The 19,844-nt window shown below is 39.2% G+C and carries 15 protein-coding genes and 1 riboswitch; of the genes, 14 read left to right on the top strand and 1 reads right to left on the bottom strand.

Going from position 1 to position 19,844, the window contains the following annotated elements; all coding sequences use genetic code 11:
* The 8 genes from NST66_RS19800 (at window position 1) to spoVK (ending at window position 9,958) form a co-directional block, all read left to right on the top strand.
* The gene (locus NST66_RS19800) at window positions 1-432 is read left to right on the top strand and encodes a RicAFT regulatory complex protein RicA family protein (protein WP_013058797.1); all 432 of its coding nucleotides are present in this window, start codon (window positions 1-3) and stop codon (window positions 430-432) included.
* 236 nt (window positions 433-668) lie between these two features.
* On the top strand, window positions 669-1,214 hold the full coding sequence (locus NST66_RS19795) for an outer spore coat protein CotE (protein WP_013058796.1): 546 nt from the start codon (window positions 669-671) through the stop codon (window positions 1,212-1,214).
* A 177-nt stretch (window positions 1,215-1,391) separates the two neighbouring features.
* A complete protein-coding gene (locus tag NST66_RS19790) occupies window positions 1,392-2,789 on the top strand; it encodes an amino acid permease (RefSeq protein WP_033579805.1) in 1,398 nt (465 codons plus the stop codon).
* A 163-nt stretch (window positions 2,790-2,952) separates the two neighbouring features.
* On the top strand, window positions 2,953-5,610 hold the full coding sequence (gene mutS, locus NST66_RS19785) for a DNA mismatch repair protein MutS (RefSeq protein WP_028411377.1): 2,658 nt from the start codon (window positions 2,953-2,955) through the stop codon (window positions 5,608-5,610).
* Window positions 5,611-5,628: 18 nt separating this feature from the next.
* Window positions 5,629-7,506, top strand: a complete 1,878-nt coding sequence (mutL, locus tag NST66_RS19780) for a DNA mismatch repair endonuclease MutL (RefSeq protein ID WP_033579807.1) — start codon at window positions 5,629-5,631, stop codon at window positions 7,504-7,506.
* A 100-nt stretch (window positions 7,507-7,606) separates the two neighbouring features.
* Window positions 7,607-8,557, top strand: coding sequence for a tRNA (adenosine(37)-N6)-dimethylallyltransferase MiaA (miaA, locus tag NST66_RS19775; RefSeq protein WP_033579840.1), 951 nt, complete (start codon window positions 7,607-7,609; stop codon window positions 8,555-8,557).
* 32 nt (window positions 8,558-8,589) lie between these two features.
* Complete coding sequence (gene hfq, locus NST66_RS19770) at window positions 8,590-8,814, top strand: RNA chaperone Hfq (RefSeq protein ID WP_013058791.1); 225 nt, start codon at window positions 8,590-8,592, stop codon at window positions 8,812-8,814.
* 187 nt (window positions 8,815-9,001) lie between these two features.
* Window positions 9,002-9,958 (top strand): stage V sporulation protein K, encoded by a 957-nt coding sequence (gene spoVK, locus NST66_RS19765; RefSeq protein WP_016765353.1) that lies wholly within the window; start codon window positions 9,002-9,004, stop codon window positions 9,956-9,958.
* A gap of 31 nt (window positions 9,959-9,989) precedes the next feature.
* Here spoVK and NST66_RS19760 read toward each other — a convergent pair whose 3' ends face one another.
* Window positions 9,990-10,601 carry a trimeric intracellular cation channel family protein gene (locus tag NST66_RS19760; RefSeq protein WP_013058789.1) on the bottom strand — a complete coding sequence of 204 codons (612 nt, stop codon included), beginning with the start codon at window positions 10,599-10,601 and terminating at the stop codon, window positions 9,990-9,992.
* A 277-nt stretch (window positions 10,602-10,878) separates the two neighbouring features.
* Between NST66_RS19760 and hflX the strand changes: the two genes are divergently transcribed.
* The 6 genes from hflX to NST66_RS19730 all read left to right on the top strand — a co-directional run bounded on the left by hflX (window position 10,879) and on the right by NST66_RS19730 (window position 19,747).
* The gene (hflX, locus tag NST66_RS19755; RefSeq protein ID WP_081085247.1) at window positions 10,879-12,141 is read left to right on the top strand and encodes a GTPase HflX; all 1,263 of its coding nucleotides are present in this window, start codon (window positions 10,879-10,881) and stop codon (window positions 12,139-12,141) included.
* A gap of 14 nt (window positions 12,142-12,155) precedes the next feature.
* Window positions 12,156-13,418, top strand: coding sequence for a methionine gamma-lyase family protein (locus tag NST66_RS19750; RefSeq protein WP_033579808.1), 1,263 nt, complete (start codon window positions 12,156-12,158; stop codon window positions 13,416-13,418).
* A 182-nt stretch (window positions 13,419-13,600) separates the two neighbouring features.
* Complete coding sequence (locus NST66_RS19745) at window positions 13,601-14,008, top strand: MerR family transcriptional regulator (RefSeq protein WP_014458504.1); 408 nt, start codon at window positions 13,601-13,603, stop codon at window positions 14,006-14,008.
* An 83-nt stretch (window positions 14,009-14,091) separates the two neighbouring features.
* On the top strand, window positions 14,092-15,426 hold the full coding sequence (gene glnA, locus NST66_RS19740; RefSeq protein WP_013084732.1) for a type I glutamate--ammonia ligase: 1,335 nt from the start codon (window positions 14,092-14,094) through the stop codon (window positions 15,424-15,426).
* Window positions 15,427-16,342: 916 nt separating this feature from the next.
* Window positions 16,343-17,425 carry an N-acetylmuramoyl-L-alanine amidase gene (locus tag NST66_RS19735; RefSeq protein ID WP_340843660.1) on the top strand — a complete coding sequence of 361 codons (1,083 nt, stop codon included), beginning with the start codon at window positions 16,343-16,345 and terminating at the stop codon, window positions 17,423-17,425.
* Between the two features lie 191 nt (window positions 17,426-17,616).
* Window positions 17,617-17,758: riboswitch (cyclic di-AMP (ydaO/yuaA leader) on the top strand.
* Between the two features lie 162 nt (window positions 17,759-17,920).
* Entirely contained in the window at window positions 17,921-19,747 is a 1,827-nt protein-coding gene (locus tag NST66_RS19730) for an APC family permease (RefSeq protein WP_028411372.1), read from the top strand.
* Window positions 19,748-19,844 lie beyond the last annotated feature (97 nt).

The following is a 19,844-nucleotide window of genomic DNA, read 5'->3' as shown; positions in this document are numbered from 1 at the left end:
ATGGCGCAGTATAACAAGAGTGACGTAATTAAACGTGCTCAAGAGCTGGCAAAAATGATTGCTGAAACGGAAGAAGTAGATTTCTTCAAGCGTGCCGAAGCTCAGCTTAACGAAAATCAAAAAGTGCGTGAAACCATTGCAAGCATTAAAAGTTTGCAAAAACAAGCTGTTAATTTCCAACATTATGGTAAGACAGAAGCGTTAAAACAAGTGGAGGCAAAAATCGATCGTTTACAGGAAGAGCTGGATGAACTGCCGATTATTCAGCAGTTTCAAGAGTCTCAAATAAACGTGAATGATTTGCTTCAACTTGTCGCTAACACTATTTCAAACACAGTAACAGATGAAATTATTGTGTCAACAGATGGTGATTTACTGCGCGGTGAAACAGGTTCACAGGTGCGAAACAGCCCTGGATCTAGCTGTTCATAAAGAAAAAATGCCTTAGCAAATTGCTGAGGCATTTTTTTGTGCATCACGTGTGCATTATGTGGCATGAAAATTGGGCAGATTTTCTCTCTAATAATTGTCACGTTTTTCTATATCCTTGCATACAATGGAACATAGGTTTTTTATGCCTTAAACCTAGTTTCTTAAAAATAATGTGCAAACAAGTGAATGAGCCTGCATAGGATGAAATGAAGATAGTTTGAGGAGGGTATGCTCACATGTCACAACACTATAGAGAAATTATTACAAAAGCAGTCGTAGGTAAAGGTCGCAAGTTTACACAATCGTCTCATACGCTTGCACCGAAAAATCGACCAACAAGCATCTTAGGATGCTGGGTGATTAACCATGAGTACAAAGCAAAGAAAAGCGGCAGCAATGTAGAAGTTGACGGCAGATATGATATTAACATCTGGTATTCGTACAATAATAATACAAAAACCGAAGTTTGGACGGAAACCGTATCATACAAAGATAATATTAAGCTGCGCTATAAAGACGAAGATTCGATTGGAGACGATTACGAAGTAATTGTTCGCGTGCTGCAGCAGCCAAATTGCCTAGAGTGCACAATTTCACCAAATGGCAATAAAACGATTGTTCAAGTAGAGAGAGAATTGTTGGCGGAAGTGATTGGCGAAACCAAGGTTTGTGTTGCAGTAAATCCGAAAGGCTGCGATGATGAAGACGAGTTTGATTTAGACGTAGATGACGATGAATTTGAAGATTTAGATCCTGATTTTATATTAGGAGACGATGAGTAACTAGGAAGAAGTTCTTCCTAGTTTTTTTATTTTTACTATTTTAAGAAAATTCTTATAAAAATAAAAAAATATATTGCTTTTTGTCGAATGCGCAGTGTATAGTAAATCTAAAGAAAATAATGCATTAATTTTCAGAAAATTTAGTTATATCAGATAAGTATTTTTTGGGGGTTTACTATGAGCTTATTTCGTAAAAAATCAATTCAAACGTTAATTAGTGAAACCAACTCTAAAGGTGTTAAATTAAAAAAGGATTTAGGCGCTTTCGATTTAACGATGTTAGGAATTGGAGCCATTATCGGAACCGGAATTTTTGTATTAACGGGCGTAGCCGCCGCTGAACATGCCGGTCCAGCTTTAGTTATATCTTTCATTATGTCAGGACTTGCGTGTGTGTTTGCAGCTCTTTGTTATGCGGAGTTTGCCTCAACAGTTCCCGTTTCAGGAAGTGCATACACTTACAGTTATGCAACATTTGGTGAATTAATCGCTTGGATTTTAGGGTGGGATCTTATCTTGGAATACGGTCTTGCTTCTTCTGCTGTAGCGAGCGGATGGTCGGGGTATTTCCAAGGATTGTTAGCAGGGTTTGGCATACATTTTCCAAAAGCTTTAACAAGTGCATACAATCCTGCAAACGGCACGTACATTGATATTCCAGCAATTATGATTGTTTTCTTAATTACCTTGCTTTTAACACAAGGAGTAAAAAAATCTTCACGTTTTAATGCTATCATGGTTATTATTAAACTGGCTGTTGTACTTCTGTTTATCGGGGTAGGAGTTAGCTATGTTAAGCCAGAAAACTGGACGCCGTTTATGCCGTTTGGTTTCTCGGGAGTAGCGACAGGAGCAGCAACTGTATTCTTCGCCTACATTGGATTTGATGCTGTAGCAACAGCGGCCGAGGAAGTACGTAAGCCTCAGCGAGATATGCCAATTGGAATCATCGCATCTCTTGCGATTTGTACAGTCCTTTATATCGTCGTATCGCTTATCTTAACAGGAATCGTCCCTTATACTGAATTAAATGTTAAAAACCCTGTAGCATTTGCTTTAAGCTACATTAATCAAGACTGGGTAGCAGGATTTATTTCATTAGGTGCAATTGTTGGTATTACAACGGTATTACTCGTTATGATGTATGGACAAACTCGTTTATTTTATGCGATCAGTCGAGATGGTCTATTGCCGAAGCCTTTTTCAAAAATCAGTGAGAAAAAACAAACGCCAGTAGTAAATACGTGGATTACATGTTTACTAGTATCTATCTTCTCTGGTTTAGTACCATTAGGAAGATTAGCAGAGTTAACAAATATCGGTACTCTTTTTGCTTTCATGACTGTATCAATTGGAATTTTATATTTACGTAAATCAAAACAAACTTCAGAATCGACTGGTTTCCGCGTACCGTTCGTGCCGGTGGTTCCAATTTTAGCTTTTGTGTTCTGTTTATACTTAGCACTTCAGCTTCCAAAGTTAACATGGATTAGTTTCGTAATTTGGCTTGTACTAGGGCTAGTGGTTTACTTCTTATACGGACGTAAGCATAGTCATTTGAACAGCAGTAAATAATGAAAAGCTTCGGACAAGCTTCTTCCTTCGTCCGAAGCTTTTTTATTTGTTTGATGAAAAGAAATTGAAGATTGTTCTATTTGAATAAATTAAGTTTAAGAAAGACTTATGTTATAATACGTGTAGCAAAAACGCACAACTAGATGTGGTATGGAGGAATAGTATGGCAGCGTATACGCCAATGATACAGCAATATTTGAGAATTAAGGCAGAGTATCAAGATGCCTTTTTATTTTTTAGATTAGGTGATTTTTATGAAATGTTCTTTGAAGATGCTACGACAGCTTCTCAAGAACTTGAAATAACATTAACAAGTCGAGACGGAGGAGGACAAGAGCGAATTCCGATGTGCGGGGTTCCGTATCACTCTGCTCCTACGTATATCGAGCGTTTAATTGAAAAGGGATTTAAAGTAGCTATTTGTGAGCAGGTAGAAGACCCTAAGCATGCAAAAGGTGTTGTAAAGCGAGAAGTGGTGCAGGTGATTTCACCCGGAACACTGATGAACGAACGCGGACTGCATGAAAAGGAAAATAACTATATTTGTTCTGTTACTGCGTTCGAGGATCAAACGTTTGGTCTTGCTCTTTCTGATTTGTCTACAGGAGAAAACAGCGTAACGCTTGTTAGTTCGTTTCACGATATCGTCTCAGAAATTTATGCAAAAGAAGCAAAAGAAGTCGTTGTAAGCTCTGAGTTTCCTGCTGACTTATTACAAACACTAAAAGAGCGCATGACGATTACCATTTCTTATGAGAATAGTACAGATCAAGTAGAAGGACTAGATTATTTAGTAGAGTCGCTTCAGCAGCAAAAGCTTATTACAACGTTTGCGCGTATTCTTCAGTATTTAACTCGCACGCAGAAGCGTTCGCTTGAGCACTTACAGCCCGTGCAGTTTTATCAAATCAATGAATATATGAAAATTGATTTGTTCTCTAAGCGAAACCTAGAGTTAACCGAAACGATTCGTTCAAAAGGAAAGAAAGGCTCGCTTCTATGGCTATTAGACCAGACCGTTACGGCAATGGGCGGCCGTTTATTAAAAAATTGGATTGACCGTCCGCTTTTAAAACAAGCGGATATTGATAATCGTTTGAATATGGTAGATGTCTTAATGAAACAGTTTTTTGAACGAGAAGAACTGCGTGAGTTGCTAAAAGACGTATATGATTTAGAACGCTTAGCTGGTCGAGTAGCTTTTGGGAATGTAAATGCTCGTGATTTAATTCAATTAAAAAAATCATTGCAAAATGTGCCTCATATTCAAGAGGTTGTGAATCGTTTGAATCATCCTTATGCCACAAAGCTTGTCGAAGACATTGATCCTTGTGAGCGATTAGCTAATCTTCTTGAAAGAGGATTAAAAGAGCACCCTCCGTTGTCAATTAAAGAAGGAGACATTATTAATGACGGCTATCATGAACAGCTTGATCAATATCGAGATGCAAGCCGAAACGGAAAAACGTGGATTGCGTCACTTGAACAGCAAGAGCGTGAGAAAACAGGGATTCGCTCACTGAAAATTGGTTATAATCGTGTGTTCGGCTATTATATAGAAGTAACGCGGGCAAATCTGCATCTTTTGCCTGAAGGAATGTATGAACGAAAACAGACGTTAACCAATGCAGAACGTTTTATTACGCCTGAGCTGAAAGAAAAAGAAGCGCTAATTTTAGAAGCGGAAGAGAAAATTGTAGAGCTGGAATATGAATTGTTTTTACAAATTCGTGAAGAAGTAAAAGCATATATTCCAAGGCTGCAAGAACTTGCTAAAAAAGTAAGTGAGCTCGACGTACTGCAGTGCTTTGCAAAAATCAGTGAAGAACGTCATTACACGAAGCCTATTTTTTCAAGTGAAGACATTTCGATTCAAAATGGACGCCATCCAGTAGTAGAAAAAGTAATGAATTCGCAGGAATATGTGCCAAACGACTGTCAAATGACGGATGATAGTTCAATTTTACTGATTACAGGACCAAATATGTCTGGTAAAAGTACGTACATGCGTCAGGTCGCTTTAACGGCGATATTAGCTCAAATTGGCTGTTTTGTGCCAGCTGACGAAGCGGTTCTGCCGATTTTTGATCAAGTGTTTACACGTATCGGAGCAGCTGATGACTTAATTTCAGGCCAAAGTACGTTTATGGTCGAGATGCTAGAAACGAAGAATGCAGTGACAAATGCCACTCAGTCGAGTCTGATCCTGTTAGATGAAATTGGACGGGGCACGTCTACGTATGACGGAATGGCTCTTGCTCAAGCAATTATTGAATACGTTCATGAACATATTGGCTGTAAGACACTATTTTCTACTCATTATCATGAATTAACCGTACTCGATGAGTCGCTTCCTGCGCTTAAAAATGTTCATGTAAGCGCGGTTGAAAAAAATGGGAAAGTCGTCTTTTTACACAAAATCAAAGATGGTGCCGCAGATAAAAGCTATGGTATTCACGTAGCGGAACTAGCAGAACTTCCAGATCCGCTTCTGGAGAGAGCTCGCGTCATCTTACACGATTTAGAACAATTTTCTGAGCGTGAACCTGTACGTCAGGCTCCAAAAAGAGAAGAGATAACACAACAAGTTCCACAAGAAGGTGCTTCTTTGGTTCAAGAAGAACGTGCAGATCGTAAAAAAGCAGATGAAGCCAATCAGCTTTCGTTCTTTGAAATAGAAGAGAAAAAAGAAAAGCCTGCGCTTTCAAAACGTGAAAAAGCAATTATCGATCGTTTAAAAGAGCTCGATATTTTAGAAATGACGCCTTTAGACGCAATGAATGCGATGTATGAACTGCAAAAATCATTAAAAAAGAAATAGATTGAGAGGAGTGAGTCTGTGGGTAAAATTGTGCAGCTTTCAGACGAACTTTCAAATAAAATTGCTGCCGGAGAGGTTGTTGAACGACCTGCTTCGGTGGTGAAAGAACTAGTCGAAAATGCTATTGATGCAAACAGTACAGTTATTGAAATTGAACTAGAAGAAGCTGGGCTTTCAAAAATTCGTATATTGGATAATGGAGACGGCATTGCTTCTGAAGACTGCTTGACCGCTTTTAAAAGACATGCGACAAGTAAAATCAAAACAGAACAAGATTTATTTCGAATTCGAACGTTAGGATTTCGCGGTGAAGCTTTGCCAAGTATTGCTTCGGTTTCAATGCTTGAACTCAAAACGAGTACGGGAGAAGAAGCCGGCACTCACCTTAAACTTAGAGGCGGAGAAATCGTTCATCACGAATTAACGTCAAGCCGAAAAGGTACCGAACTTGTTATTGAAAACCTATTTTTTAACACACCTGCACGTTTAAAATATATGAAGACGGTAAACACGGAGCTTGGTAACGTAACGGATGTCGTCAATCGCCTTGCGATGTCTCATCCTGAAGTTTCAATTCGGCTGATGCATCAAGGAAGACAGCTTCTGTATACGAACGGAAGCGGAGATGTGCGCCAAGTGCTTGCAGCTATTTATGGAATGGCAGTGGCCAAAAAAATGATTCCGATTAACGTTCAGTCTCTTGATTATGAAGTGAATGGTTACGTTGCTCTTCCTGAAATTACACGAGCTTCTCGCAACTATATGTCCACCATTATTAACGGTCGTTTTGTTAAAAACTACGGGTTGTTAAAAGCGGTACAGCAGGGCTATCATACCCTTTTACCTATCGGCCGTTTTCCAATCGTGTTTTTAACCATTACAATGGACCCTTTGTTAGTGGACGTGAATGTTCATCCAGCGAAACTAGAAGTGCGTTTAAGTAAAGAAGCGGAGCTGTTTGAGCTTATTGAACAAGGAGTAAAAGCTGCTTTTAAAAAGCAGCAGTTAATTCCGGATGCTGTAGTACCAACCAAGTCAAAATCAGCTGTGCAGCCAACTGAGCAGCAGACCTTTACATTTGATCATCAGTCTAAACCGTCTGGCTATCAGCCGTCTGATACGGTTCGCGAGCCTAGCTTTAAGGAGACTCCCGCTCGTGTAGACGAGATCATGCCGCCTGTTAAAACAGAGGTCATACGTCAAGATGAAGAACTTGAACCAACGTTTCGAGAAATAGAACACTATGAAGAATCGGTGGAAGAAAACGCACCTATTCCAGAACCAAACCGTTCAGCCAAAGAGCAGCCGGAACCGCGTGTTCCTGCGATGTACCCAATTGGCCAAATGCACGGAACGTATATTTTGGCGCAAAATGAAAAAGGATTATTTATTATTGATCAGCACGCGGCGCAGGAGAGAATCAAGTACGAATATTTTAAGCGAAAGCTTGGAGAAGTAGATTCAGAAGTTCAAGAACTGCTTATGCCGCTCACGCTAGAGTTCTCGGGAAATGAAGCCTTGATTTTAGAAGAATACAAAGACATGCTTGCTGAAGTAGGAGTCTTTTTAGAACCGTTTGGACAAAACTCCTATATCGTTCGTTCACATCCGCAGTGGTTTCCAAAAGGAGAGGAACAGGAAACCATTGAAGAGATGATTCAGCAAATCTTTACGATGAAACGAGTCAATATCGAAAAGTTACGAGAAGAAGCGGCTATTATGATGAGCTGTAAAGGATCGATTAAAGCGAATCATCATTTGCGAAACGATGAGATTTTTGCTTTACTTGAAACGTTAAGAAAAACAACGGATCCATTTACGTGTCCGCACGGACGACCAATTATTATTCATCATTCGACGTATGAAATGGAAAAAATGTTTAAGCGAGTGATGTAAGCAATGCGGCTAGCTGCAGCTAGCCGTTTTGTTGAATAAATCATGACCATTTGGATAAAATGGAATGATGTGAATGCCTATAGATGAAAGTAGTGTTGTTATGACGGGAGAGAAACCAAAACTTATTGTCATTATTGGACCAACTGCGGTTGGTAAAACAAAATTAAGCATTGAACTTGCCAAACAGTTAGACGGAGAAATTATTTCAGGTGATTCGATGCAAATTTATAAAGGGATGGATATCGGAACAGCAAAGGTGTCAGAAGAAGAGATGCAGGGTGTTCCCCATTACCTGATCGATATTAAGGAGCCGGATGAATCGTTTTCTGTGGCAGAATTTCAAGAGATTGTAAGAAAACAAATCGATGATATTCGTGCTAGAGGAAAAATGCCGCTGATTGTTGGAGGGACGGGTCTTTATATTCAATCCGTTATTTATGATTATCAGTTCACAGAAACGCCTAGTGATGAAAAAGTTCGTGAACGAATGGAAGTATTTATTAAAGCTCATGGCATTGATCCCCTGTATGAGAAGCTCAAAGAAATTGACCCAGACAGTGCGGCTGCTATTCATAAAAATAACCATCGCCGTGTAATTCGAGCCCTTGAAGTTTATGAAGTAACCGGCAAAAAATTCAGTGACTATACAAAAGAACAGTCGCAAGAGTTATTATACGATGTAACCATTATTGGACTTACAATGGATCGAGACGTATTATATGAGAGAATTAATCACCGAGTCGATATGATGATGCAGGCTGGACTGCTTGAGGAAGTCAAATCATTGTACGAAAGTGGTCTGCATGATGTACAATCAATTCAAGCTATCGGCTACAAAGAGCTTTATGCTTATTTTGAGGGACGCTGTACGCTCGAAGAAGCCGTTGAACAGTTGAAACAAAATTCACGCAGATATGCAAAGCGTCAGTTAACATGGTTTCGAAATAAAATGCCTGTAAAATGGATAGAGATGGAAGTTGACAAATTTCCCGAAAAGTTTGCTGAAATTTTTACATATATTGCAGGAAAGCTGAAGAAAGAAGCGAATTAAGTAAACAGATAGAGAAACGAGGAGGCCGAATAATGAAACAATCAGTTAATATTCAAGATCAATTTTTAAATCAATTACGTAAAGAAAATATCTATGTGACGGTATTTCTTTTAAATGGTTTTCAATTAAGAGGACTAATTAAAGGATTTGATAATTTTACTGTGCTAATTGAATCTGAAGGAAAACAGCAGCTGATTTATAAACATGCGATTTCGACATTTGTACCAAATAAAAATATTACAGTAGAACTTGAATAGAGATTAAAGAGAAGCATCCGCATATTCGGATGCTTTTTTTATGTAAATAAAGGCTTAGAAAAGTTTCTTAACATTGTTTTTACTCATTGAACATAAACCTTATAATAGACGATTATTTCTTCGGTAATAAGAGATCATTGTCTTCGTATCGTTCATCGCATGCAGCTATGCGATACAGAGAAGTGGGATGAAACGAGAGGTGAACATGGTGGAACAGCCGATAACTCTTAAAAATAATGGGCAAATTAATATCATTTTAAATAATGAAACAAAAAAGGAAAAATCGTATACGACATCAATTCCGCGTCCTGCCAAAAAAGCTGTGATAAATCATGAGCCGCTTCGGGAAATTGAACGAGAAATGAGCGGACTGGTTGGAATGGAAGAATTGAAAAAAATGATAAAAGAAATATATGCGTGGCTATATATTAACAAAAAAAGAGAGGAACAGGGCTTAAAAGCGGGAAAGCAGGCGCTGCATATGATGTTTAAAGGAAATCCAGGAACAGGGAAAACGACGGTAGCCCGCCTGCTGGGTAAATTATTTTTGAATATGAACATCTTGTCTAAAGGACATTTAATTGAAGCAGAGCGTGCAGATTTAGTTGGAGAATACATTGGTCATACCGCTCAGAAAACGAGAGATCTTGTAAAAAAAGCGCTTGGAGGTATTTTATTTATCGATGAGGCTTATTCTCTTGCAAGAGGGGGAGAAAAAGATTTTGGAAAAGAAGCGATTGATACATTGGTCAAACATATGGAAGATTCAAATGATAAGTTTGTATTGATTTTAGCTGGTTATCCAAGAGAAATGGAAAATTTCTTAAGTCTTAATCCAGGACTGCGCTCTAGGTTTCCGTTTATTTTTGATTTTCCGGATTATGATGTTAATGAACTGATGGACATTGCGGGTCACATGATGAATGACAGGCAGTATCAGTTTAGTACAGAGGCCTATAAAAAGCTAAAAGATCATTTTATGGACGTGAAGTACAATCAGACGCCTAGGGATTTTAGTAACGGTCGATATGTGCGAAACATTATTGAACGTTCCATACGTACTCAATCCATGAGGCTTTTAGAAGAAGAAAGCTTTGAACGCAACGAGCTTTTAACTTTAACGTCAAGCGATATTCAGCTGTGAAAAAAAGCCTTTCGTCATGAAAGGCTTTTTTCTACATATTTGGTTGTCGAATCGTTTTAATCGGCAGGCGCCATTTGTAAATGTATGAACACATCCGAAGGCCTACAAGCAAGATAAATAACGTATAAAGTTCTACAGGCGTGTTTGTAATATGGAGCCCTACGCTAAATCCTGCGATAATCGCCCATACGGCATAAATTTCATCTTTAAGAACAGTAGGCTTTCGGCGTGCTAATAAATCTCGGATAATCCCCCCGCCGCTTCCTGTTAAGACCGCAGCTACAATAACCGCGCTAAGCGGATGGTTCATATGAGTGGCATAAAGCGCTCCTTGAATCGCGAATGCTGCAAGGCCAATGGCGTCCGAAAAATTTCCCCATCGCTTCCAATGTTTTAAGATATTGTTTGGAAATAAAAAAGTGGCAGTGATAGATAATAAAGCAATTTGAAAAAAGAGTCCTTGTTCCCAAAGGGCAGACACCGGTACACCGATAAGCAGGTTTCGAATGGCTCCTCCGCCAAAAGCCGTTACGATTCCGAGTATGTAAACGCCTAAAATATCATATTCCTCTTCCATGGCAATGAAAGCTCCGCTGATTGCAAAAGCAATCGTTCCAATAATGCTAAGTACGTCCCAAGTCATGATGCTATCCCCTTTATTCTGTTTTCACCAAGTAGCGACTATTATTTTAAAATCAGGCAGCCTGATTCAAATTTCGATAAGTAAACCAATTCAAATTGTATACAGAATTTCGTGATATTTCAATGTTTTTTTAATCATCGTTTTATAGATTTTAAAAAGGGTGTTAAACTAGTAAAAGACAATGTATTCTGTCTCTTTTGCAAAGATGGAGAAATGGACATTTTTTTGATATGATATGAATGATTTGTCAATTTAATAGTAAGGGAAGGAAAAATCTTTGACAGCAGAAATGAATACTGAACTTGAACGCGTAATTTTAGTCGGATGTCAGCTTCATGACGATGACGAACGTTTTGAATATTCAATGGATGAGCTAGCATCTTTAACTGAGACTGCAAAAGGCGAAGTGCTGGTAAGGTTAACGCAAAAGCGCGATCGCATTCATCCAGCTACTTATATTGGAAAAGGGAAAGTAGAAGAACTTGTGGCTCTTGAAGAAGAGTTAGAGCCTGATTTAATTGTATTTAATGATGAATTGTCACCGAGTCAAATCCGCAATTTGTCAGCAGGGTTATCTGCGCGTGTTATTGACCGCACGCAGCTGATTTTGGATATCTTCGCACAGCGTGCTCAAACGCGAGAAGGAAAAATGCAGGTGGAACTTGCTCAATTAAATTATCTGCTGCCTAGGTTAGTAGGACAAGGTACCGCTTTGTCACGTCTTGGAGGCGGAATTGGAACAAGAGGTCCTGGTGAAACGAAACTTGAAAGTGACCGCAGACATATTCGCCGTAAAATTGATGAAATTAAGCGTCAGTTAAAGACAGTGGTAAGTCACCGCGAACGTTATCGAGAAAGACGTAAGCGTAATCATGTCTATCAAATTGCAATTGTGGGCTATACGAACGCTGGTAAATCGACGATCTTTAACCGCTTAACAGAGGCGGGTATTTTTGAAGAAAATCAGCTGTTTGCAACTCTTGATCCGACGACAAGACAGTATACGCTTCCGTCAGGACTAACGGCTCTGTTAACGGATACGGTTGGATTTATTCAAGATCTTCCAACAACGTTAGTAGCCGCGTTCCGTTCAACACTTGAAGAAGTAACCGAAGCTGACCTTGTTCTGCACGTGGTAGATTCATCTAATCCAGATTACAATAACCACGAAAAAACAGTGCATCGCTTACTAGAAGAGCTGAACGTAACGGACATTCCGATGCTGACAGTTTACAATAAAGAAGATATGCAGCATGAACTATTTGTCCCATCCGCTTCGACATCTTTATCAATGAGCGCTTTTAAAGCTGCTGATTTAGTGAAGCTTGGGGAAAGAATTCAAGAAGAAATGAAAAAAGAAATGGCATTTTTTCATGTGCTGCTGCCGGCTTATGAAGGGAAAATGCTCGCTGAACTCAAAACGGTCTCTATTCTTGAGTCGTTAAAATTCAATGAAGAAACTGAGAAGTATCAGTGCAAAGGGTATATCGCAAAAGAGCATCCCCTTTACAAAAAGCTACAAACGCTTGAAGAAAGTTGAGGAACAAAGAAATGATGTTTGATCAGTTAAAAAACGGGGCACGCATTCGGGAACTTGCTGCAAAAGTAGAAAAGCAGATTAAGCCCGTACATGAGAAAATTGACGAGCGTATTGAAGCAAATCAATTTCGAGTGCTGCAAAGCTTTCAGCAAAACCGAGTGAGTGATTCACATTTTAATCCGACAACGGGGTATGGCTACGACGATCTAGGCCGCGATACGTTGGAGAAAGTATATGCGGACGTTTTTGGAACAGAAGCATGTCTAGTGCGTCCGCAAATTATTTCAGGCACGCATGCAATCGGCATTTCGCTGTTTGGTGTACTGCGTCCTGGAGATGAACTATTATATATAACTGGAAAGCCTTATGACACGCTTGAAGAAATCGTTGGCATACGAGGAAGCGGTGTAGGTTCTTTAAAAGAATATAACATTAGCTATAAATCAGTAGATTTAACTGAGGAAGGTCAAGTGGATTTTGAAGAAGTGAAAGCGTCTATTCATGAGCATACAAAGATGATAGGCATTCAGCGTTCAAAAGGGTACGGCATTCGTCCTTCTTTTACAGTCGCTCAAATAAAAGAAATGATTTCGTTTGTAAAGAGCATTAAGCCTGACGTTGTTGTATTTGTTGACAACTGCTACGGTGAATTTGTAGAAACAATCGAGCCAACGCATGTAGGAGCAGATTTGATGGCGGGGTCGCTTATTAAGAACCCTGGTGGAGGTCTCGCTAAAATCGGTGGCTATATTGCAGGACGAAAAGACCTAGTGGAAGCTTGTTCATACCGAATGACAACTCCTGGAATCGGTGCAGAAGCTGGAGCGACGCTGTATAGCTTGCAAGAAATGTATCAAGGGTTCTTCTTGGCGCCGCACGTAGTAGGTCAAGCCTTAAAAGGAGCGGTTTTCTCATCCGCTATGTTTGAAGAGCTTGGTATGCAAAGTGAACCGAAGTGGGACAGTGAACGAACAGATTTAATTCAATCCGTTCAGTTTGATGACCGCGATAAAATGGTGGCTTTTTGTCAGGCAATTCAATTCGCTTCGCCAATTAATTCACACGTAACGGCGTATCCTGCTTATATGCCAGGGTATGAAGATGATGTGATTATGGCAGCAGGAACGTTTATACAAGGAGCGAGCCTCGAGCTTACGGCAGATGGTCCTATCAGGCCGCCTTATGTCGCTTACGTGCAGGGCGGATTAACGTATGCTCATGTAAAAGTAGCAATATGCATGGCGGTAGATCAATTACTGACAAAAGAACTTTTATAAGATAGAAAGATTATTTCTCCCCGTTAACAAGGAAAAAAATAAGCTATAAAAATAAACGAAGTGCTATTTATTTGTATAGAAAAAATGTTCAGAAAAATTTATGTTAGAATTACTAACATTCGGTTGACAGGTGAACTAACATAGCATACAATGTAAATAGTTAATCCAAAGGAGGAACTGAAATGAGTGACAACATTCGAAGAAATACGCCACTTTTCCCGATTGGAATTGTGATGCAGTTAACTGAGTTGTCTGCTCGCCAAATTCGCTACTATGAAGAACATGAATTAGTTGCACCGGTAAGAACAGAAGGAAATCGACGACTATTCTCATTTAACGATGTTGATAAGCTGCTTGAAATCCGCGATCTAATCGAACAAGGTGTAAACTTAGCAGGTGTAAAACAGCTGTTTCATCTTCAAAAGGAGCAAAAAGGGCATAAGCAAGAAGAAAAAGTTGTGGCAGAAACAGCAAAGCCAGAATTAACGGACGATGAGTTGCGAAAAATGCTTCGTGCAGAACTTATGCAAGCAGGCCGTTTTAATCGAGCAACTTTAAATCAAGGAGATATGTCCAGGTTCTTTCATTAATAAAGTTATCAATATTTATGCCGTTCGTATATGAGGGGTATAGATTATAAATATTATATAGAGATTTAGGGGAGGATCACACGATGGCAAAGTACACAAAAGAAGATATTTTCCGCAAAGTTCAAGAAGAGAATGTAAAATATATTCGTCTTCAGTTCACTGACATTTTAGGAACAATTAAAAACGTTGAAATTCCAGTAAGTCAATTAGAAAAAGCGTTAGACAACAAAATGATGTTTGACGGTTCTTCTATTGAAGGGTTTGTACGTATTGAAGAATCAGATATGTACCTATTCCCGGATATTGATACATTTGTTATTTTTCCTTGGACATCTGAAAAAGGTAAAGTAGCACGTTTTATTTGTGACATCTACAATGCAGATAGAACTCCGTTTGATGGCGATCCACGTAATAACTTAAAACGTGTGTTAAAAGAGATGGAAGAGTTAGGATTTACTGATTTTAACCTTGGACCTGAGCCAGAGTTCTTCTTATTCAAATTAGACGAAAAAGGCGAACCTACATTAGAATTAAATGATAAAGGTGGCTACTTCGACTTAGCGCCAACTGACCTTGGTGAAAACTGCCGTCGTGACATCGTATTAGAGCTTGAAGAAATGGGCTTTGAAATTGAAGCATCTCACCATGAGGTAGCTCCTGGACAACACGAGATCGACTTCAAATATGCTGCTGCATTAAAAGCTTGTGATGATATCCAAACGTTCAAACTTGTTGTAAAAACAATTGCACGTAAACATGGCTTACATGCTACATTTATGCCAAAACCATTATTTGGTGTGAACGGTTCAGGTATGCACTGTAACGTTTCATTATTCAAAGATGGCCAAAACGCATTTTATGATGAGAACGGTAATCTAGAGCTAAGTGATACTGCTCGTCAATTTATCGCAGGTATCATCAAGCACGCACACAGCTTTACAGCAGTAACAAATCCTACTGTAAACTCTTATAAGCGTCTAGTACCTGGATATGAGGCTCCTTGTTATGTTGCATGGTCTGCTCGCAACCGTAGCCCATTAATCCGTATCCCAGCTTCTCGCGGCGTAGGAACTCGTGTTGAAGTACGTAGCGTAGACCCGGCTGCTAACCCATATTTAGCAATGGCTGTTCTATTAAAAGCTGGTTTAGATGGAATCAAGAACAATCTTGAAGCTCCAAAACCTATCGATCGTAATATCTATGTAATGACAAAAGAAGAGCGTGTTGAAGAAGGTATCGTAGATTTACCTGCAACATTAGCTCAAGCTTTAGATAGCTTCCAATCAAATGAAGTTATGGTTTCTGCATTAGGTGAACACTTAGCAGAGCACTTCGTTGAAGCGAAAGAAATCGAGTGGGATATGTTCCGTACACAAGTTCATCCTTGGGAACGTGACCAATACATGAGCCAATATTAATTTTTAAAAGTCGGAGAGATCGTTTGTACGTTCTCTCCGACTTTTTTGTTTTTCACAATGAATAAATAACATTCTGCATACGTAAATTGAATAATATAGCTTGTTTATAAAAAAGCTGCCTGTCGTATAATTTACAGGGAGCTTTTTTATTGTTTTGTTACATACAAGAAAGAATTTGTTTACATGAATCAAAAAGGATGAGCTTTTTGTCTCATTGAATCTATAAGTAAAAGTAGTGTATAACAGATAGTGAGATTGTTTATGTGTTCACTCTGCACTGTATTTCAGTATAACTTCAGAGAGTTTTCAGCCAATCATAGTATCGTTAGAAAATACTGTTGGAGAGGAATGTAATGAAAATGAAAGAAGGAAATTTCTTTAAAGGTTTAGTGATAGGGATATTGATAAGCATTCCAATTTGGATTATTCTCATTGTTGTAGGCGTTCTGCTTTTTAAATAGGTCCTAATGTTATAAATAATAGACCCTCCTGATCTATACTTTAATCAACCAGAATAGAATTTGGACCAAAAGTATGTTAGGGGGAGGGAACCGCACGATGAATTGTGCGGATTTTTTTATTGGTAGGGTAAACGTAGATTTCATCTATTTAGTTGCTTCTAGCAGTTGATTGGAGAGACTCCTGCGGGAAAAGCGGAATAGGTGAGACCCCGCAGGAGCGCACGCGACGAGGAGGCTCACCAGCCCCCCCGCGGAAAGCGAAGCCTTGCACGGAATTCAACAGCGATGTAACAAGCCATCCATACTAGCGCATTTATCCCATTTGTTCGTTTTTAGGTTGAAGTGATTTCGTTATGTCTCAATCTCCTTTTTTAGTAATTTTTCACTAAGTAGGCTAGTATACGTAGCACTTTTTTCCCTCATGCATATGTTAACAATAAGGAGGGACAAGTAATATGAAAAAAATCTATCTTGATGCAGGACATGGTGGGGCAGATGCAGGAGCAGTTGGAGCAAGCGGACTATATGAAAAAAACTTAGTGTTAAAAATTCAACAATATTTAATAAGCTATTTAAATAGCACCTACAGTGACTTTACGATTAAAACCACCCGTACCACAGATACTTTTTTATCGTTATCTCAGCGAGCTTCTCAAGCTAACTCGTGGGGAGCAGATGCATTTATGTCTATTCACGTAAATGCCGGTGGAGGAACAGGATACGAAGATTATGTTTATAGAAGCGCCAGCAATGCCAGTAAAACGTTTCAATCAATTGTCCACGGCCAAGTACAGCCAGCGCTGCTGTCGTATAATCATCCGAATCGCGGTCGAAAATCAGCTAATTATGCGGTGCTTCGCTTAACAAATATGCCTGCAGTACTAACTGAAATAGCTTTTATTGATAGGAGCGCCGATGCAGCACTTCTTCAAAATGAAGCTTTTTTAAAAAGCATGGGTGAATCGTATGCAAAAGGAATTGCCGTATATTTAAATTTACCTCGTCGTGCAGTTCCAAATCCATCGCCATCTCCATCTCCAACACCGACACCGACACCGACACCAAATCCATCACCTTCTGAACCAGGTGAAAAAACGTATACAATTAAGCAAGGAGATACGCTGTACAGTATTGCACAGAAGTACGGAATAACAGTACAAGCGCTTCAAGAAGCGAATACAGGGCTTTCTGATCCTTTAACACTACAGGTTGGAAAAACAATTGTTATTCCTTCAGGAACTTCACCAACACCTACTCCAACACCTACTCCAACACCTACTCCAACACCACCTTCTGAACAATATCCACTTCCCAATGGAATTTTAAAACAAGGCGATTCTGGAGAAGCAGTGAAACAGCTTCAAAGAGCATTAAACGCGGTTAATTTTAAAGTAGGGTCAGTAGACGGAATATATGGAGTACAAACGAAAGATGCAGTCAGACGTTTTCAGCTTGTGTATCTTCCTTATGATGTAGATGGCATTTATGGTCCTCAAACGAAAAACAAGCTAGCAGCCGTTTTAAAAGCAAAAAGTTAAAGAAAGCAGGTCTTCTGTAAGCAGGCAGAAGGCCTTTTGTTTTCCCCTTAAAAGCGCCTTAAGTACTATTTTATCGTTTACGTAAAATAATGCTTTACAAACCATTTGTACGGGAGTATATTATCTAAGAACAAAGGATAGTTATGAAAGAAACTTGTTATCAATCATACCCTTTAACCGAAAATTATATTGACCTGTTATCGCTTAATTCGTCAGAAGTGGGGGACCCAAATTTGTGCATTGTCACTTGGGGTGAATCCTTTTTTAAAAGGTAGGGCTACTCTCATAGCCCGAATCCGACAGCTAACCCCATAAGCGTTTTGGAGAGGAGGTTTAAGCTGTGTAAAAACGCTGAGAACCCTTAGTGTTTTTTTTGTGCGCTTTTTTAACATAAAAAGGTATTTTTTAGGGATAATATCACTTATTCATGAACTTGTAACGGAGCTTAGCAACGAACAGTGAATAGTAGCTAAGCAATCATCGGAGGGAAATTACGTGAACTATTCAGTTCTCAAGAGATTATTGATTGGAAAGCCGCTCAAAACAAAAGAGTTAGGCGATCAAAAGCTTAGTAAGCTTAAAGCGCTGGCTATTTTATCATCAGATGCCTTATCTTCAGTGGCTTATGGAACAGAACAGATTTTGATTGTCCTTGCAACAGTGGGCGTGCTTGCCTATTGGTATTCGATTCCAATTGCGATTGGGGTATTGGTGCTGCTGACGGCTTTAATTCTTTCATATCGTCAAATTATTTATGCGTATCCGCAAGGCGGAGGAGCTTATATTGTTTCGAAAACCAATTTAGGAGAAAATCCTGGACTTATCGCTGGGGGATCACTGTTAGTAGATTATATTTTAACAGTTGCCGTGAGTGTTTCAGCAGGAACCGATGCTTTAACTTCGGCTTTTCCAACGCTGCATCACTATAACGTAGTAATTGCGTGTTTGCTGGTGATTTTTATTACGGTTTTAAATTTACGAGGTGTAACAGAATCCGCTTCTGTCTTAGCTTATCCGGTTTATTTATTTGTGATTGCTCTTATTTTGTTAATAGCGGTGGGCTTCTTCAAAATAGTGACAGGTCAAGTTTCACCTGAGCTTCATACATCTCTCGGTACCGTGGTGCCAGGTATTAGTTTGTTTTTATTATTAAAAGCTTTTTCATCAGGCTGTTCGGCATTGACTGGTGTAGAAGCTATTTCGAATGCAGTGCCTAACTTTAAAGATCCAGGTGCAAAAAATGCTGTTCATACATTAATGCTGATGGGCGGTATTTTAGCCGTTTTATTTTCTGGCATCACGTTTTTAGCTTATTGGCTTGGCATTTCTCCAAAAGCAGATGAAACGGTTGTATCACAAATTGCATCGAGTGTATTTGGACGAAATGGGTTTTATTATTTTATTCAAGGCACCACAGCTCTGATTTTAGTGCTAGCAGCGAATACGGGTTTTTCAGCTTTCCCTTTGCTTGCCGTAAACTTATCGTCTGATAAATACATGCCAAGAATGTTTCAAATTCGCGGCGATCGACTAGGCTATTCAAATGGAATTGTGACCCTTGGAATTGCTTCTATTGTCTTACTTGTCGCCTTTAAAGGAGCGACGGAACAATTAATTCCTCTTTATGCAGTTGGAGTGTTCATTCCATTTACGCTTTCTCAAACAGGCATGATTGTCAAATGGCTTAGAGAAAAGCCGGCCGGCTGGCAAGGAAAGCTAACCATTAACTTAATTGGTGCCCTCATTACCTTAACGGTGCTAATCATTTTGTTTACAACGAAGTTTTCACAAGTATGGTCCGTGCTCGTTTTCTTACCGGTTATCGTTTATATTTTTCATCGCATTCATACGCATTATGAAGCGGTAGGAGAGCAGCTTCGTATTAAGCAAGGAGAAAAGATTGGAAAGCTTGAAGGAAGTGTGGTCATTGTTCCTGTAGCAGGAATGACAAAGGTAGTAGAAAATTCATTGAACTATGCAAGAACGATTGGTGATACCGTTATTGCGGTGCACGTTGCTTTTGACCGAGAAAGCGAAAAGAGAATGGAAGAGAAGTGGGAAAAGTGGCAGCCTGATATTCGTATTGTTACGTTTCACTCTCAATACCGCAGTCTTGTGCGTCCGCTGTTTCGATTCATCGATATGGCTGAAGAAAAAGCCCGGGAAAATAATATGGCTATTACGGTTGTTATTCCGCAGTTCATCACGAAAAAAAGCTGGCAAAACATCCTTCATAATCAGTCCAGTCTGCTGTTAAAAGCACATTTGCTTTACCGTAAAAACGTAATCGTTACAACGGTACCTTATCGTTTTAAAAAATAATGAAACATGACTAAAAACCTCCAACTTATATGTTGGAGGTTTTTAATTTTTAAATTCACATACACTAACCATAATTGAATCTCATCAAAGGCACAAA

Origin of the sequence: Priestia sp. FSL W8-0524 (assembly GCF_038005965.1) — a bacterium.
Classification (GTDB): Bacteria; Bacillota; Bacilli; order Bacillales; family Bacillaceae_H; genus Priestia; species Priestia zanthoxyli.
The sequence above is the reverse complement of the archived record's forward strand: the minus strand, read 5'-3'. Positions and strand labels throughout refer to the sequence as shown.

Bases quoted from the DNA above. Each gene is read 5' to 3' on its own strand.
- miaA (WP_033579840.1), top strand. From the start codon at position 7,607: ATGACGGGAGAGAAACCAAAACTTATTGTCATTATTGGACCAACTGCG.
- NST66_RS19760 (WP_013058789.1), bottom strand. From the start codon at position 10,601: ATGACTTGGGACGTACTTAGCATTATTGGAACGATTGCTTTTGCAATC.
- spoVK (WP_016765353.1), top strand. From the start codon at position 9,002: ATGAAACGAGAGGTGAACATGGTGGAACAGCCGATAACTCTTAAAAAT.
- NST66_RS19800 (WP_013058797.1), top strand. From the start codon at position 1: ATGGCGCAGTATAACAAGAGTGACGTAATTAAACGTGCTCAAGAGCTG.
- NST66_RS19745 (WP_014458504.1), top strand. From the start codon at position 13,601: ATGAGTGACAACATTCGAAGAAATACGCCACTTTTCCCGATTGGAATT.
- NST66_RS19790 (WP_033579805.1), top strand. From the start codon at position 1,392: ATGAGCTTATTTCGTAAAAAATCAATTCAAACGTTAATTAGTGAAACC.
- mutS (WP_028411377.1), top strand. From the start codon at position 2,953: ATGGCAGCGTATACGCCAATGATACAGCAATATTTGAGAATTAAGGCA.
- hfq (WP_013058791.1), top strand. From the start codon at position 8,590: ATGAAACAATCAGTTAATATTCAAGATCAATTTTTAAATCAATTACGT.
- NST66_RS19735 (WP_340843660.1), top strand. From the start codon at position 16,343: ATGAAAAAAATCTATCTTGATGCAGGACATGGTGGGGCAGATGCAGGA.
- NST66_RS19750 (WP_033579808.1), top strand. From the start codon at position 12,156: ATGTTTGATCAGTTAAAAAACGGGGCACGCATTCGGGAACTTGCTGCA.
- glnA (WP_013084732.1), top strand. From the start codon at position 14,092: ATGGCAAAGTACACAAAAGAAGATATTTTCCGCAAAGTTCAAGAAGAG.
- NST66_RS19795 (WP_013058796.1), top strand. From the start codon at position 669: ATGTCACAACACTATAGAGAAATTATTACAAAAGCAGTCGTAGGTAAA.